Origin of the sequence: Priestia sp. AB (assembly GCF_028369225.1) — a bacterium.
GTDB classification, from domain to species: Bacteria; Bacillota; Bacilli; order Bacillales; family Bacillaceae_H; genus Priestia; species Priestia megaterium.
This window is the reverse complement of sequence record NZ_JAQMYN010000004.1, coordinates 403,113-418,504: the sequence shown is the minus strand read 5'-3', so window position 1 is coordinate 418,504 and position 15,392 is coordinate 403,113. Positions and strand designations below refer to the sequence as shown.

Annotated in this window: 13 protein-coding genes; 11 read left to right on the top strand and 2 right to left on the bottom strand. The window is 39.9% G+C overall.

The features are described from left to right. Window positions 1-7 precede the first annotated feature (7 nt). Window positions 8-397 carry a MerR family transcriptional regulator gene (locus POF52_RS15385; RefSeq protein ID WP_016764980.1) on the top strand — a complete coding sequence of 130 codons (390 nt, stop codon included), beginning with the start codon at window positions 8-10 and terminating at the stop codon, window positions 395-397. Between the two features lie 79 nt (window positions 398-476). On the opposite strand, the gene POF52_RS15380 is transcribed toward POF52_RS15385, so the two are convergent. Together POF52_RS15380 and POF52_RS15375 are read right to left on the bottom strand one after the other, a co-directional pair. After that, entirely contained in the window at window positions 477-1,532 is a 1,056-nt protein-coding gene (locus tag POF52_RS15380; protein WP_271993344.1) for an NAD(P)-dependent alcohol dehydrogenase, read from the bottom strand. Window positions 1,533-1,687: 155 nt separating this feature from the next. Continuing rightward, on the bottom strand, window positions 1,688-1,948 hold the full coding sequence (locus POF52_RS15375; RefSeq protein WP_176584395.1) for an HPr family phosphocarrier protein: 261 nt from the start codon (window positions 1,946-1,948) through the stop codon (window positions 1,688-1,690). Window positions 1,949-2,885: 937 nt separating this feature from the next. Here POF52_RS15375 and iolE point away from each other — a divergent pair. From iolE to POF52_RS15325, 10 genes are all read left to right on the top strand, one after another. Then, on the top strand, window positions 2,886-3,779 hold the full coding sequence (gene iolE, locus POF52_RS15370) for a myo-inosose-2 dehydratase (RefSeq protein ID WP_271993343.1): 894 nt from the start codon (window positions 2,886-2,888) through the stop codon (window positions 3,777-3,779). A 20-nt stretch (window positions 3,780-3,799) separates the two neighbouring features. Next, window positions 3,800-5,218 carry a sugar porter family MFS transporter gene (locus tag POF52_RS15365; protein WP_271993342.1) on the top strand — a complete coding sequence of 473 codons (1,419 nt, stop codon included), beginning with the start codon at window positions 3,800-3,802 and terminating at the stop codon, window positions 5,216-5,218. Between the two features lie 22 nt (window positions 5,219-5,240). After that, window positions 5,241-6,098 carry a 2-keto-myo-inositol isomerase gene (gene iolI, locus POF52_RS15360; RefSeq protein WP_271993341.1) on the top strand — a complete coding sequence of 286 codons (858 nt, stop codon included), beginning with the start codon at window positions 5,241-5,243 and terminating at the stop codon, window positions 6,096-6,098. 46 nt (window positions 6,099-6,144) lie between these two features. After that, a complete protein-coding gene (gene fba, locus POF52_RS15355; RefSeq protein WP_074680827.1) occupies window positions 6,145-6,984 on the top strand; it encodes a class II fructose-1,6-bisphosphate aldolase in 840 nt (279 codons plus the stop codon). A 379-nt stretch (window positions 6,985-7,363) separates the two neighbouring features. Next, window positions 7,364-8,119 carry a DeoR/GlpR family DNA-binding transcription regulator gene (locus tag POF52_RS15350; protein WP_271993340.1) on the top strand — a complete coding sequence of 252 codons (756 nt, stop codon included), beginning with the start codon at window positions 7,364-7,366 and terminating at the stop codon, window positions 8,117-8,119. Window positions 8,120-8,718: 599 nt separating this feature from the next. Beyond that, window positions 8,719-10,641: a 3D-(3,5/4)-trihydroxycyclohexane-1,2-dione acylhydrolase (decyclizing) gene (gene iolD / locus POF52_RS15345; protein WP_176584390.1), complete on the top strand. Its 1,923-nt coding sequence runs from the start codon at window positions 8,719-8,721 to the stop codon at window positions 10,639-10,641. A 94-nt stretch (window positions 10,642-10,735) separates the two neighbouring features. Further along, window positions 10,736-11,554 (top strand): 5-deoxy-glucuronate isomerase, encoded by an 819-nt coding sequence (gene iolB, locus POF52_RS15340; protein ID WP_271993339.1) that lies wholly within the window; start codon window positions 10,736-10,738, stop codon window positions 11,552-11,554. Window positions 11,555-11,569: 15 nt separating this feature from the next. Next, window positions 11,570-12,577, top strand: a complete 1,008-nt coding sequence (gene iolC, locus POF52_RS15335) for a 5-dehydro-2-deoxygluconokinase (protein ID WP_271993338.1) — start codon at window positions 11,570-11,572, stop codon at window positions 12,575-12,577. A 24-nt stretch (window positions 12,578-12,601) separates the two neighbouring features. Beyond that, window positions 12,602-14,059 carry a CoA-acylating methylmalonate-semialdehyde dehydrogenase gene (locus tag POF52_RS15330; protein WP_271993337.1) on the top strand — a complete coding sequence of 486 codons (1,458 nt, stop codon included), beginning with the start codon at window positions 12,602-12,604 and terminating at the stop codon, window positions 14,057-14,059. 113 nt (window positions 14,060-14,172) lie between these two features. Then, window positions 14,173-15,360: an MFS transporter gene (locus POF52_RS15325; protein WP_271993336.1), complete on the top strand. Its 1,188-nt coding sequence runs from the start codon at window positions 14,173-14,175 to the stop codon at window positions 15,358-15,360. Window positions 15,361-15,392 lie beyond the last annotated feature (32 nt).

The following is a 15,392-nucleotide window of genomic DNA, read 5'->3' as shown; positions in this document are numbered from 1 at the left end:
TAGTGGAATGGAATATCATATTAAAGAGACCGCTGCAAAGGTAGGGCTGCCTACGCATACGCTTCGATACTACGAACAGCAGGGGCTTTTACCTTTTATAAAAAGAGATGAAAACGGAAATCGTATTTTTAGCGAGTCTGATATCGAGTGGCTGGAATTTATTATTTGCTTACGAAAAACGGATATTGCCCTTTTAGAATTACGTAAAATTGTTGAATTAACACAAGAAGGCGATGATACAATCGGTTTGCGCAAGCAGATATTTGAAAAGCATAGAGAGAAAATGATGGAAAAACAAAGAGAGCTGGACGCGGCTTTTAGAAAAGTGGAAACGAAAATTGATTACTATGATAAATTAGAACAAAAGTATCAGGAAGAACTTTCATCTAAAGCCTAATTTACCGGTTGTTTTTCGTGTTTTATAAAGAAATAAAAAGCGGGCAGCTCATCCAATTAGCTGCCCGCTTTTTTCTAATTTACAGTGTAGAAATGTCAATAACAAATCGATAGCGAACATCGCTGCGAAGAACGCGCTCGTAAGCTTCATCTACTTGATTTGCATCGATGACTTCAATCATAGGAGCAATGCCGTGTTCAGCCGCAAAATCAAGCATTTCTTGTGTTTCACGAATGCCGCCTACAAGTGAACCAGCAATGCTGCGACGTCCCGTGATAAGTGAGAATACGCTGTACTGATCTGGGTTAGCCGGTGCGCCAACGTTAACAAGCGTTCCATCTACGCGAAGTAATGATAAATATTGATCCACGTTCAGGTTAGCCGATACTGTGTTTAAGATAAGGTCAAAGCGACCCGCTAATTCAGTAAATGTTGTCTCATCACTTGTTGCAAAATAATGATCTGCGCCAAAGCTTAGAGCTTCTTCTTTTTTATTGTTAGAACGGCTCAATACCGTCACTTCAGCACCCATTGCATGTGCAAATTGAATCGCTACATGTCCAAGACCGCCCATTCCCACGATCGCCACTTTTTTGCCAGGACCGGCATTCCAGTGCTTTAACGGAGAAAATGTTGTAATACCTGCACATAGAAGGGGACTTGCTGCATCCATACTTAACTTATCAGGAATACGAACAACGAATCCTTCTTTCACGACGATTTTTTGGCTGTAGCCGCCGTATGTACGGTTTCCGTCGTAATCCAACGAATTATACGTTTGAACAACGCCTTTTGTACAGTATTGCTCGTCACCGTTCACACAGTACTCGCACTCTCCGCAAGAGTCAACGAAACATCCAACGCCTACGCGATCGCCAACCTTGTATTTTGTTACGTTTTCGCCAATCGCTTCAACTACTCCTGCGATTTCGTGACCAGGAACCATCGGGAACATCCCGCCGCCCCACTCATCGAATGCACTATGAATATCAGAGTGACAGATACCGCTAAACTTAATATCAATTAAAACGTCGTCTGCTCGCAGTTCTCTGCGTTCAATTGTCGTGTTCTCGAATTTTGCCTTTGCATGCGGCGCACTTAAAACACGTGATGTTGTTGTATGTTGATTACACATAAGTAAAAACACAATCCTTTCGTCATTTGATGTATTTAAAAGTACAACACTAGCTTAAACGTTAAAGTCGACTTTAAAGCAAGAGTTTTTTTGAAAAAATTTTACTTTCTATGATTTTATGAAAAAAGGAGAGTAAGGGATAGTGTAGCAGCTTTTTATCTATGTTTAGTTAAAAGAAACTCTTCAAGGGCGCGAGCGGCGGCATGTTCATCCACTCCATTTGTCAGCAGTGTTATTTCATCTCCTTTTTTAACAGCTAAAGCCATGACCTTCATGATGCTTTTTCCGCTTACACATTTTCCATCTTTCGCAATAAAAATGTCACTTTGAAACGAACAAGCTTCACGTGCAAATAAAGCCGTATGTCTAGCTTGAAGTCCTTCAGAAAGCTGCACCGCCATTCTTTTAATCAGCATGGTATTTCCCCTTTTTTGTATTTTAAAAACTATAAAACTAGCTTAATCATTAAAGTTAACTTTAAGGCAAGAGGTAATTTGGATAAAAAATGGAAGGGGAAGAAAAGGTAAGGCTACTGTTAATGCGCATAGTGGTCCTGCTGTTGGTACGAGGGAATGTGAACGAAGTGTAAAGCCGATTTTAAGGGAAAGTTCTCATAAATCCTTTTGTTGGATGAGCGAAACACGTAAGAAGAGCCCCAAAAAAGAAAGAAAAATGATGAAATACTAAGCAAATGAGAATATTTTCCTGTTTTAACAGATATGTGTACGTTTTCATGTGGAATGTTTCCGTTTCCACTGACTTTGTCAAACAGCAGACAATTGTTGATAATAGAGCTATATAATAGGCAAAGGGGACGATGAAATGAAAAAATCTATTTCAAAAGTAGAGAAGTTCATAACTGAATTTAAAACGTCAATGACAAGCTACGGAGAAGCTATTATAAAAGTAAAAGGAAACTGATTATAAAAGGTGCAGGTCATTTTTTTATAAATCTATTCCATAAATTCATACTAAATAATCATACTATTAAAATAAGAAATATAACTTTGCTGATAAAAGCTTTGTTTACTGTTGAAATAACAGTAGATAAAGCTTTTTTATGTAGTTATATAAGCGGATATGATATCTTTTATAACTAGCATTTTTAAAAAGAATAAGCTTTTAAGTAGATGCAGTGTATAAAAAATTCTGAAATTTTATTATTGACTGAAAGCGTTTTTAATATTAGTATTAATTCAAACTTAACCAATATTTAACCAACACATAACAAACGAGTTTTTTTATCTGCAAATGAAATCGATTTCATTTGTAAAGTTATAAGATTGGTAAGTTTTATCACTCTCTGTTGCTAGTGAGGCAGCATTACACAATAAGGGGAAAAGAGGAATCAAAATGGGAAACGAAAATATTCTGTGGGGAATTGCTCCAATCGGGTGGAGAAATGATGATATTCCTGAAATTGGTGCAGAAAACACATTGCAGCATCTGTTAAGCGATATCGTCGTAGCGGGCTTTCAAGGAACGGAAGTGGGAGGTTTTTTTCCTGAACCGAGCATATTAAACAAAGAGCTTGAGCTGCGAAATTTAAGAATTGCAGGTCAATGGTTTAGCAGTTTTATCATTCGTGATGGGATAGAGGAGACGTCAAATTTATTTCACAAACATTGTCAGTATCTGCAGGAAGTTCATGCTGATGTGGCGGTTGTATCTGAGCAAACTTACAGTGTTCAAGGAATTGAAAGAAACGTTTTTGCTGAAAAGCCTTATTTCAGTGATCAAGAATGGGAAGCTTTATGTGCAGGATTAAATGAGCTGGGGAAAATTGCGACAGAATACGGTTTACGTCTTGTCTATCATCATCATATGGGGACAGGCGTACAAACATTAGCTGAAATTGACCGATTAATGGAAGGAACCGACACAAATCATGTTCATCTGCTATATGATACGGGACATATTTACGTTTCTGACGGAGACTATATGGAGCTATTACATAAACATATAGATCGTATTAAACACGTTCATTTTAAAGATGCAAGAAGAAACGTGCTGGAGCAGTGCAAAAAAGAAGGAAAGTCATTTTTACAGTCGTTTCTAGCCGGTATGTTTACCGTGCCGGGTGATGGGTGTGTAGATTTTATAAACGTGTATAAAGCGTTAGTTGATTACAATTACAAAGGATGGATTGTGGTTGAGGCGGAACAGGATCCTTCTATTGCACATCCATTGGAATATGCTTTAATGGCCCGAAAGTACATTAACGAAAAGTTAGTTATTCATTCTTAAAATAAGACGGGGGAATTAGCATGGGTAAACAGGGAAATCAACATTCATTTTTACGTACGATCATTTTAGTTTCTACGTTTGGTGGACTGCTTTTTGGATATGACACGGGAGTTATTAACGGGGCACTGCCTTATATGTCTGAATCTGATCAATTGAATCTCAACTCTTTTACTCAAGGTCTTGTAACGAGCGCGCTTTTATTTGGTGCTGCATTTGGTGCGGTAGTAGGCGGCAGGCTAGCAGATTATAACGGGCGGCGTAAAACGATTCTGTATCTCGCCATTCTATTTTTTGTTTCCACAATTGGGTGTACAATTTCGCCAAACGCAGCCATTATGATTCTTTGCCGTTTTCTATTAGGACTTGCTGTAGGGGGCGCATCTGTTACCGTACCGACATATTTAGCAGAAATGTCACCAGCTGAAAGCCGGGGGAAAATGGTAACTCAAAATGAACTTATGATTGTTACTGGTCAACTTCTTGCCTTTACGTTTAACGCGATTATCGGAAATATGCTAGGAGAAAACCCTCACGTTTGGCGATATATGCTGCCAATCGCTGCTATTCCAGCTGTCTTTTTATTCTTTGGCATGCTTAGAGTACCAGAAAGCCCGCGCTGGCTTGTGTCAAAAGGGAAAAATAACGAAGCGCTAACGGTTCTTCAAAAGATACGAGAAAGTAAAAGAGCCAAATCAGAGCTGCAGGAGATTGAGAGCGCTTACGAACAAGAAGCAAAAATGGAAAAAGCAACATTTAAAGACTTAACAACTCCGTGGGTTCGAAGAGTCGTTTTCCTTGGTATTGGAATTGCTGTTGTACAGCAGATTACCGGCGTAAACTCCATTATGTATTACGGCACTGAAATTTTAAAAGACGCGGGTTTTCAAACAGAAGCTGCTCTTATTGGAAATATCGGAAATGGAGTCATCTCCGTTTTAGCCACGTTTGTAGGAATTTGGCTGCTAGGTAAAGTTGGACGCAGACCAATGCTTATAACAGGATTGGTAGGGACGACTACTGCCCTGCTGCTGATTGGTATATTTTCTCTTATATTTGAAGGGTCCGAGGCACTTCCATATATCGTATTAGCACTAACGATTACGTTTCTCGCATTTCAGCAAGGAGCTATATCTCCGGTAACGTGGCTAATGCTTTCAGAAATTTTCCCTTTACGATTAAGAGGCTTAGGGATGGGTGTTACCGTATTTTGTCTGTGGGGAATTAACTTCCTTGTAGGTTTAACGTTTCCTGTTTTATTGGCCAGCATTGGCTTATCCACTACGTTTTTTGTCTTTGTTGTACTCGGCATAGGAGCAATTTTATTTGTTAAAAAGTTTTTGCCGGAAACAAAAGGGCTTACACTTGAAGAACTGGAACAAAGGTTCCGCAGCTACGATAATGAAGACGCTGACGTCATGAATGACAATAAAATTATTTAAGTAAAGAATGGAGAGAATCATTATGAAACTATGTTTTAACGAAGCAACAACATTAGAAAATTCAAATCTTGTAAAGGACCTTGAATATTGCAGCAAGCACGGATATGATTATATCGAAATTCGCACAATGGATAAACTCCCTGAGTATTTAGAAAGTCATTCAATGGATGATTTAGCGCAGTTTTTTAATACAAATCATATTAAACCGCTAGCGCTGAACGCTTTAGTTTTCTTTAATAACCGCAGTGAAAAAGAGTACCAGGAAGTGATAGAAGAGTTTAAGAGTATGCTAGAAACCGCTCAAAAGATAGGCGCTCCCTATATCGTAGCCGTTCCTTTAGTAACAGAACAAAAAATCGTAAAAGCAGAGATTAAAAATAGCTGCGTACAAGTGCTGAATGAATTATCGGAATTGGCTGAACCTTACGGAGTTAAAATCGCCGTTGAGTTTGTAGGTCATCCTCAGTGTACGGTTAATACGTTTGGTCAAGCGTATGACATTGTGCAAGCTGTAAACCGCGATAACGTAGGATTAGTATTTGACTGCTTCCACTTCCATGCGATGGGATCAAAACTAGAAGACTTAAAACAAGCGGATATTTCTAAAATATTTATCGTTCATATTGATGACACGGAAGATTTTCCTATTGGCTTCTTAACAGACGAAGACCGAGTATGGCCAGGTCTAGGAGCAATTAATTTAGATGCTATTTTCTCAACATTAAAAGAAAAAGGCTATAATGACGCGGTATCTGTAGAGCTATTCCGACCTGAATATTATCAATTAAACGCGGAAGAAGCAATTAAGACGGCTAAAGAGACAACCATTAAGGCTATCTCGGAATACTACAGCTTTCAAACAACAAAATCATATTCATGATAAGGAGTGTCAGTCAGTGACGTTAGTATCTTCAAAACTAGTATCAATGAAAGATATGCTTCAAGCAGCTAAAAAAGGAAACTATGCGGTTGGTCAGTATAATATTAACAGCCTTCAGTGGGCACAGGCTATTTTACAAGCTGCCGAAGAGGAAAAAGCCCCTGTCATTGCCGCCGTTTCAGACAGGCTTGTGGACTATTTAGGCGGATTTAAAACCATTGTAGGCATGATGGAAGGCTTGTTAGAGGAAATGAATATTACCGTTCCTGTTGCGCTTCACTTAGATCACGGTATGAGCGTAGAAAGATGTAAAAAAGCTATCGACGCTGGATTTAGCTCGGTCATGTTTGACGGTTCTCATTACCCAATTGATGAAAATATTGCCATGACTAAGCAAGTAGTAGACTATGCTGCTGCTCAGTATGTCTCCGTTGAAGCCGAAGTTGGAACAGTCGGAGGCATGGAAGACGGGCTTATTGGCAACATCGTGTACGCTGATCCCGCTGAATGTCTGCGTCTTGTAAAAGAAACGGGAGTAGATGCTTTGGCGGCCGCTTTAGGATCAGTTCACGGACAGTACCAAGGTGAACCGCAGCTGGGCTTTGATGAAATGAAGGAAATAGCTGACTTAACAGATGTACCGCTGGTTTTACACGGCGGTTCCGGTATACCAAACTATCAAATTCAAAAAGCAATAGCTCTTGGACATGCGAAAATTAATGTGAACACCGAGTGCCTTCAGGCTTGGACGCGTGCGGTTCGTCACACGTTGGAAAGGGACAGTGACGTGTATGATCCCCGAACCATTCTTACACCGGGAAAAAAAGCGGTGATGGCGACTGTAAAAGAGAAAATGAGAGAGTTTCATACAAGTCATAAAGCTTAATAAAAAAGAGGCTGGAATAAAAGCATTACAGTTGAAGCAAGATCCGAACGATGAATGGAGATTCTTGATAGAAAATCCAGCTCGTTCGGATTTTTTCTTTGGTAGGGTTTTAATCCATTGAGTTGCTTCTAGCTGATGATTGGAGGGCAAGGCGAAGACTCCTGCGGAATGCGAAGCCTTGCATGGAAATCAACAGCGGTGTAACAAACGATCCCTACTAGCTTATGTATCTAACTTGTTTGCCTTTAGCTGGAATTGATGTAGTCATGTCTCAATCTCTCTTTGTTTTAGCGGTTACACTTCTAGAAAATGCCTTTTGTAAAGGTTATAATAGTAAGTAACAAAAAAGCGAAAAGCAAGGTAAACGGGGGAGGTAGAAATGTTAAAAACGAAGCGAATTCAACAAATTCAAGAGTATGTTTTTGAACATGAATCTGTCTCATTAGATGATTTGGTTTCGGTGTTTGAAGTCTCCAAAAACACGATTCGACGCGACGTTCAAAAGTTAGTGGATGAAGGGCATATAAAAAAAGTATATGGCGGCGTAGCTGTTAACCATGTGAAGCTTGAATCATTTAATGAAAGACAAACAAGAAATCAGTTTCAAAAGCGTTTGATTGCCAAAACGGCAGCTCAGTATGTAGAAGACGGAGACGTAATCTTTATTGATTCAGGAACCACTACGTTAGAAATGATTGAATTTCTAAAAGACAAATCGATCACGATTGTTACCAATAGTTTAGATGTGATAGTAAAAGCCTTGCCTTTTGATGCGTTAAAAGTAATTTCTACAGGCGGCTACCTTGAACGTGAAACTCAATCATTTTCAAGTTTTAACCATGCCAATCCTGTAAAGAACTACAACTTTGATAAAGTATTTATGGCTTCTACGGGTATTTCCATATCAAATGGGGTTACCAATTCATCGCCCGTTGAAAGTGAAATTAAAGAAACCGTCATAAAAAGAAGTACGAAAGTGTTTTTATTAGCAGATCATACAAAATTTGATAAGTATGCAATGATTACCTATTGTCAGTTGCATGAAGTGGATTATTTAATTACAGATAAAGTGGACGTCAGCTATCAGCACTATGCAAAAGAAAATGAGATTACGTTTGTCCATGCGGAAGAATAAATGTTTTTGAGTGATTATACATACGCTTAGACTAAGAGCTAGTAGGCATACAAAAGAAGTATGCCTTATCTTTTTTGTTTACTGTAATCGCTTCTTTAGAAAGCGATTACAGTAAACAAAAAGATAAACTAACAAAATTTTTAAAAAAGTGTTTACAAAGTAAACTGAATATTATAAACTAGGTTCATAGATAAGAAAGCGCTTTTAAAATCAGATGAAATCGATTTCATCAAACGAAGCTACATGTATAATAAAATTGGTTTTACAGGTAAGACAGAGTATGGAAAAATGATGGGAAAGTTAAGGATGGAGTTTGAAAAATATTTTTTTAACACCAAATGAAATCGATTTCATTTGAAGGTGGAATTTATGATGAATTTTCGAGCTTTTCTCCATCTTTAAGCGTTAAAAAGTGCAGGGGCTGAAAGTATTTGTCTCATCGCTAAATAGCAGCTGAAACAAAGAAAAGAGCTAGGAAGTAAAAGGATAGAACCTCATTTATTACACCAAATGAAATCGATTTCATTTAAAAATGTGAAAAAAGGGTAGAAAAATCAATCTGATGGTGATTAATTTCAGAAGATAAGGTAGGAAGGTATATGAAGACGATAAGGTTAACAACTAGTCAAGCTTTAGTAAAATTTCTAAATCAGCAATATGTAGAGTTTGATGGGAAAAAAGAGCGTTTCATTAAAGGAGTATTCACCATTTTTGGACATGGAAATGTGGTGGGGATCGGGCAAGCGCTGCAGGAAAACCCAGGCGAGCTTGAAGTGTATCAAGGCAGAAACGAGCAGGGGATGGCTCATGCTGCGGTAGCTTTTGCAAAACAAAAACATCGAAAGCAAATCATGGCCTGCTCTTCTTCCGTTGGTCCCGGCTCAGCGAATATGGTTACATCGGCTGCGACAGCTACTGCAAACAATATTCCGGTGCTGCTTTTGCCAAGCGATGTGTTTGCCACTCGCCAGCCGGACCCGGTACTTCAACAAATTGAACAAACGCACGATTTATCTCTTTCTACAAATGATGCTTTCCGGTCTGTCAGCAAGTACTGGGATCGAGTCAGCCGTCCAGAACAGCTGATGTCGGCTATGATCAATGCGATGCGTGTATTAACAGATCCTGCAGATACAGGAGCCGTTACAATCGCGCTGCCGCAGGATGTACAAGGGGAAGCGTGGGATTTTCCAGAAAGTTTCTTCCGTGAGCGTACCCACCTGATTGAACGCCGCGAGCCTTCGCAAGAAAGTATTAGAAATGCAGTGAAGCTGATTAAATCAAAGAAAAAGCCTCTTCTTATTTTAGGCGGCGGCGTTCGTTATTCAGAGGCTGCGAATACATTTGCTGCATTTGCTGAAAAGTTTCATATTCCATTTAGTGAAACACAAGCTGGAAAAAGCGGGCTTGAAAGCAATCATCCTTTAAATCTAGGAGGAGTTGGCGTAACGGGTAACAGCGCTGCTAATAAAATAGCGCAATCAGCGGATTTAATTATTGGCGTGGGTACACGTTTTACAGATTTTACGACTTCTTCAAAGCTGTTTTACGCTGAGACGGATGTATTAACCATTAACATTTCTGAATTTCACGCATCAAAATTGGAGGCTACTAAAATTGTCGCGGATGCCAAAGTGGGTCTTGAAGCTCTTTCGTCTGCATTAGAAGGCTATAAATCAGGCTATGAAACTGAAATTGAAGAAGCCAAATCAGAGTGGAATCAAGAGCTGACTCGTCTAAAAAATATTGCATACACAGGCGAAGAATTTATTCCAGAAATTAAAGGGCATTTTGATCACAGCCTGTCGGAGTATAAAGATAGCCTAAGCACTGAACTTGTCCAAACGACTGTGCTTGGTAAAGTAAATGAACTAATTGCACCTGATTCTATTATTACATGTGCAGCGGGAAGCCTCCCGGGTGACCTTCAGCGCATGTGGATTTCAAATGAACGTAATACGTATCACCTTGAATACGGATATTCATGTATGGGCTATGAAATTGCATCTGCTTTGGGCGCTAAGATGGCTGAGCCGGATAAAGAAGTGTATGCGATGGTAGGAGACGGAAGCTACTTAATGCTTCATAGTGAGCTGGTAACGAGCATTCAAGAAGGAGTTAAAATAAATATTGTTCTTTTTGATAATTCCGGCTTTGGCTGCATCAACAACTTGCAGATGGATAATGGAATTGAAAGCTTCGGCACAGAGTTCCGCGTTCGTAACCCGCGGACGGGGCAGCTTGATGGAGATATTATGCGCATCAACTTTGCTCAATCTGCAGCTGCGTACGGTGCCAAAACATACGAAGTGTATACAATGGAAGAGCTTGAATATGCCATTGAAGATTCAAAAAAACAAAGTGTTAGTACACTGATTGACATTAAAGTTCTTCCAAAAACAATGACGGACGGCTACGATTCTTGGTGGCATGTAGGAGTAGCAGCCGTATCTGAAAGCTCAGATGTTCAAACGGCGTTTGAAGGCAAAGAAAGCCAGTTGCAAAAAGCAAGAAAATATTAATCTTTTAAAAAGCTAGAATATCCAGTTTGCTTGATTAAAGAGTGTCCCTAGTATAAACCTTTAAAAAACAAGAAATAGAAAGGTGTGGAAAGGAATGGCTGATTTAATCGTACCGACAAGAACAGCTGACAGTGATGGAAAAGTACTAAGCATCACCCCACAATCTGCGGGATGGGAGTACATTGGCTTTGACGTTTACTCATTAAAAAAAGGTCAAACACTTAAAAAGAACACGGAAAATCAAGAGGTTTGTATTGTAATCTTGACCGGTAAGTCCAACGTTTCTACGAAAGAAGAAAAATGGGAAAACATCGGACAGCGAATGAATATCTTTGAAAAAATCCCTCCGTACTCCATATATGTATCGAATGATGATCACTATGAAGTAGAAGCTGTAACCGACTTGGAAATTGCGGTATGCGCAGCGCCTGGAAAAGGTACATACCCTGCTCGTTTAATTGCACCGCAGGATGTGGGCGTAGAGCATCGCGCAGCAGGAAATATCGCGAGACAAGTCCATAACATTCTTCCAGAACAAAAGCCGGCCGATAGTCTGCTGGTAGTGGAAGTGTTTACGCCGGAAGGAAACTGGTCAAGCTATCCTCCTCATAAGCACGATCAAGACAACTTGCCGCATGAATCGTATTTAGAGGAAACGTATTACCATAAAGTCAACCCAGGACATGGATTTGCGATTCAACGAGTATATACGGACGATCAATCTCTAGATGAAACAATGGTCATTAAAGATGGAGATGCAGTCTTAGTTCCTAAAGGCTATCACCCGGTATCTGCGCCTCCAGGTTATGAAGTTTATTATTTAAACGTCATGGCTGGTCCTGTTCGAACATGGAAATTTAATAATAGCAAAGATCATGAATGGATTATGGAAGAAAAATTAGCATTAAAGTAAGGAGACGACGTGAGTATGAGTTATTTAACATTTGATTCACAAAAGCGATTTGACCTTCTTGCAGTAGGAAGGCTTTGCATCGACTTAAATGCAAATGAATTTAATCGCCCGATGGAAGAAACGATGACGTTTACAAAATACGTAGGAGGATCTCCTGCTAATATCGCTATTGGTCTTTCTAGGCTTGGAATGAAGACAGGCTTTATTGGAAAAGTGTCAGATGATCAAATGGGCCGCTTCAGCACCAGATATTTAAATCAAAATAACATTAACACTGAAGGCATTGTAGTTGATCAAACAGGAGCCGTAACGGGACTGGCCTTTACTGAAATTAAAAGTCCTGAAGAGTGCAGCATCCTGATGTACCGTGATAACGTGGCAGACTTGAAGCTCCATCCAACAGAAGTTTCTGAAGAGTATATTAAGCAATCAAAAGCGCTGCTTATCTCTGGAACTGCACTTGCTAAAAGTCCTTCAAGAGAAGCAGTGTTTCTTGCTCTTGAATATGCGAGAAAACATAGCGTGGTTGTATTCTTTGATGTTGACTACCGCCCGTATACGTGGGAGTCAGAAGCTGAGACTGCCGTCTATTATAATTTAGTAGCAGAAAAATCAGACGTAATTATTGGTACGCGAGAAGAATTCGATATGATGGAAAAACTTTTAAATTATGAAGAATCAAATGATCAAGTTACAGCTGAACGATGGTTTTCGCATCATGCTAAGATTGTCGTCATCAAGCACGGAGGGGAAGGCTCGATTGCTTATACAAAAGACGGTCAGTCTCATCGAGGCGGCATCTTTAAAACAAAAGTGCTCAAAACATTTGGAGCTGGCGACTCCTACGCATCTGCCTTTATCTACGGGTTAATGCAAGGGTTTACAATTCCTGAAGCGATGAGATTTGGCGGTGCTTCTGCTTCTATTGTTATTTCAAAACACAGTTCTTCAGATGCAATGCCAACGGTAGAAGAAATTAAGCAGTTTATGGATACAGCTGAAGAAGTACTGCAACAAGCATAATCAAAAATTGAGAGGAGAATGAACATGACACAAACAACAGTAAAAACAGTAAAAAACTATATTGGCGGCGAATGGGCGGATTCATCTACAAGTCTAACAGAACCAGTTTATAACCCTGCAACGGGTGAAATCATTGCAGAGGTGCCTCTTTCAACAAAAGAAGATGTAGATCAAGCGGTACAAGCCGCGAATGAAGCCTTCAAAGGATGGTCAAAAACTGCGGTGCCAAAACGTGCTCGTATTCTATTTAAATATCAGCAGCTATTAGTAGATAACTGGGACGAATTAGCGAAACTTGTGACGCTTGAAAACGGAAAGAGCTTTAATGAAGCACGCGGAGAAGTACAGCGCGGAATTGAATGCGTAGAATTTGCAGCGGGTGCTCCTACGTTAATGATGGGTAAACAGCTTCCTGATATTGCGACGGGCATTGAGTCTGGCATGTATCGTTATCCAATCGGTGTTATTGGCGGGATTACGCCGTTCAACTTCCCGATGATGGTGCCTTGCTGGATGTTCCCTCTTGCAATTGCTTGTGGTAATACATTTGTATTAAAGCCGTCTGAGCGCACGCCGCTTTTAGCAGCAAGATTAGTAGAATTATTTGAAGAAGCTGGATTGCCAAAAGGCGTATTAAATATTGTGAACGGCGCGCATGATGTGGTAAATGGCCTTCTTGAACATAAATTAGTGAAAGCAATCTCGTTTGTAGGTTCACAGCCAGTAGCTGAATATGTGTATAAAAAAGGTACAGAAAATTTAAAGCGTGTTCAAGCATTAGCGGGTGCTAAAAACCATTCAATCGTATTAAACGATGCTGACTTAAACGTAGCAACAAAACAAATTATCGGAGCTGCTTTCGGTTCAGCAGGTGAACGCTGCATGGCAGCATCTGTCGTAACGGTGCAAGAAGGCGTAGCAGATGAATTAATTTCACGACTTGTTCAAGAGTCAAACAACATCGTCATTGGAAACGGATTAGAAAAAGATGTTTTCTTAGGACCAGTGATTCGTGAAAACCATAAAGAACGTACGCTTAGCTATATTGAATCTGGTGTAGAAGAAGGAGCTCGCTTAGTGCGTGACGGCCGTGAAGATCATGAGGTAAAAGATAACGGCTATTTTGTTGGACCAACTATTTTTGATAACGTTACACAAGAAATGAAAATCTGGCAAGACGAAATCTTTGCACCGGTGCTTTCTATCGTGCGTGTAAAAACGTTAGAAGAAGCAATTGACATTGCCAATAACTCTCGATTCGCAAACGGAGCTTGTATCTATACAGACAGCGGCGCAAGCGTGCGCGAGTTTCGTGAAAATATTGAGTCAGGCATGCTAGGAGTGAACGTAGGGGTGCCGGCACCTATGGCGTTCTTCCCATTCTCAGGCTGGAAAGACTCTTTCTACGGCGATCTTCATGCCAACGGTACGGACGGCGTAGAGTTTTATACAAGAAAGAAAATGGTTACGGCACGCTACTAAGAATTCACTTATCGTACTATGGGATACTAGCGACATTTGCTAGTACCCTGTAGTACAATCGTATAAAAAAATAGAAGTCGTTTTTTTCGCAGTAACAAAATGGAAGTGATTAGTTGAGTGCTATAAGTACCCTCAAAGATAAGTATCTTTTTGCAGCCGTTTCATTTATCTTTTGGTTCTCACAGTTTATTTACGTACCTATTTTGTCTCCTTATATGGAAGGGCTGGGAGGCAAGTATGCCTTTATTGGTTTAGTGTTAAGCAGCTATGGACTCATGCAGCTATTATGTCGCCTTCCGCTCGGGATCTTTTCAGACTTTGTGAAAATGAGAAAACCGTTTGTTATCTTCGGCATGATAGCCAGCCTGTCCAGCTGCCTGCTATTTTCGTTAACCGATAGCTTAATAGGCGTTTTTATATCACGCTGCTTGGCTGGATTGGCAGCAGCGACGTGGGTTGCCTTTACGATCTTATATTCAAGCTACTTTGAACGTGAAAAAACCACTCGTGCTATGAATATCATTTCGTTTATAGTGGTTTTGGCTCAGCTTTTGGGTATGAGTTTAAGCGGTTACATTGTAAGTGAGTGGGGATGGCACGCTCCGTTTTGGATAGGAACGATCTTGAGTGTAATAGGCGCTATTCTTTCTCTTTTCATTTACGAGCCCAAAGAGAACGTAAAGAGATCGCCTATAAAGCTTAAAGAATTAATGAGCGTAATAAAAGAGCCGTCGCTATTAAAAATTTCGCTGCTGTCTATTTTAGCACACAGCATTATTTTCACGACCATGTTTGGTTTTACTCCTGCGTACGCATTAAGCGCAGGATTTAAAGAGAGCGAGCTGAGTTTGATTGTCTTTTCCTTTATGATCCCTCATGCAGCTGCTCCTCTTATTATGGAAAAGCTATTTGTTTGGCGTTTTGAAAAATGGACGATCTTGAAGGCTGCATTTTTTATAGCTGCATTCTTTACTTGCATGATTCCTATGACAGAAAATAAACTTTTGCTTTGTATCATTCAAAGCGTGAACGGGTTTTCATTAGGATTAGTGTTTCCTCTTATGCTAGGAATGTCTATTGAAAAAATAGCTGTAGAAAAAAGAGCTACGGCGATGGGAGGCTACCAAGCGCTGTATGCGTTAGGAATATTCGGAGGTCCTTTTGCTGCAGGAATATTAAATTCTTGGATGGGACTTAAAGCAGGCTTCTTTTTTGCAGCAGCCTTAGGGTTAACCGCTACTGCTTTTGCAGCGGCATGGGATAAGAAAGAAGCGTCATATAAAGTTTTTAAAGCAAAATAAAACGTATGGAAGCAAGCATCTATTTCTATTTT

Excerpts from the sequence above, each read along its gene's own strand:
- POF52_RS15385 (WP_016764980.1), top strand. The coding sequence starts at position 8 with ATGGAATATCATATTAAAGAGACCGCTGCAAAGGTAGGGCTGCCTACG.
- POF52_RS15380 (WP_271993344.1), bottom strand. The coding sequence starts at position 1,532 with ATGTGTAATCAACATACAACAACATCACGTGTTTTAAGTGCGCCGCAT.
- POF52_RS15375 (WP_176584395.1), bottom strand. The coding sequence starts at position 1,948 with ATGCTGATTAAAAGAATGGCGGTGCAGCTTTCTGAAGGACTTCAAGCT.
- iolE (WP_271993343.1), top strand. The coding sequence starts at position 2,886 with ATGGGAAACGAAAATATTCTGTGGGGAATTGCTCCAATCGGGTGGAGA.
- POF52_RS15365 (WP_271993342.1), top strand. The coding sequence starts at position 3,800 with ATGGGTAAACAGGGAAATCAACATTCATTTTTACGTACGATCATTTTA.
- iolI (WP_271993341.1), top strand. The coding sequence starts at position 5,241 with ATGAAACTATGTTTTAACGAAGCAACAACATTAGAAAATTCAAATCTT.
- fba (WP_074680827.1), top strand. The coding sequence starts at position 6,145 with ATGAAAGATATGCTTCAAGCAGCTAAAAAAGGAAACTATGCGGTTGGT.
- POF52_RS15350 (WP_271993340.1), top strand. The coding sequence starts at position 7,364 with ATGTTAAAAACGAAGCGAATTCAACAAATTCAAGAGTATGTTTTTGAA.
- iolD (WP_176584390.1), top strand. The coding sequence starts at position 8,719 with ATGAAGACGATAAGGTTAACAACTAGTCAAGCTTTAGTAAAATTTCTA.
- iolB (WP_271993339.1), top strand. The coding sequence starts at position 10,736 with ATGGCTGATTTAATCGTACCGACAAGAACAGCTGACAGTGATGGAAAA.
- iolC (WP_271993338.1), top strand. The coding sequence starts at position 11,570 with ATGAGTTATTTAACATTTGATTCACAAAAGCGATTTGACCTTCTTGCA.
- POF52_RS15330 (WP_271993337.1), top strand. The coding sequence starts at position 12,602 with ATGACACAAACAACAGTAAAAACAGTAAAAAACTATATTGGCGGCGAA.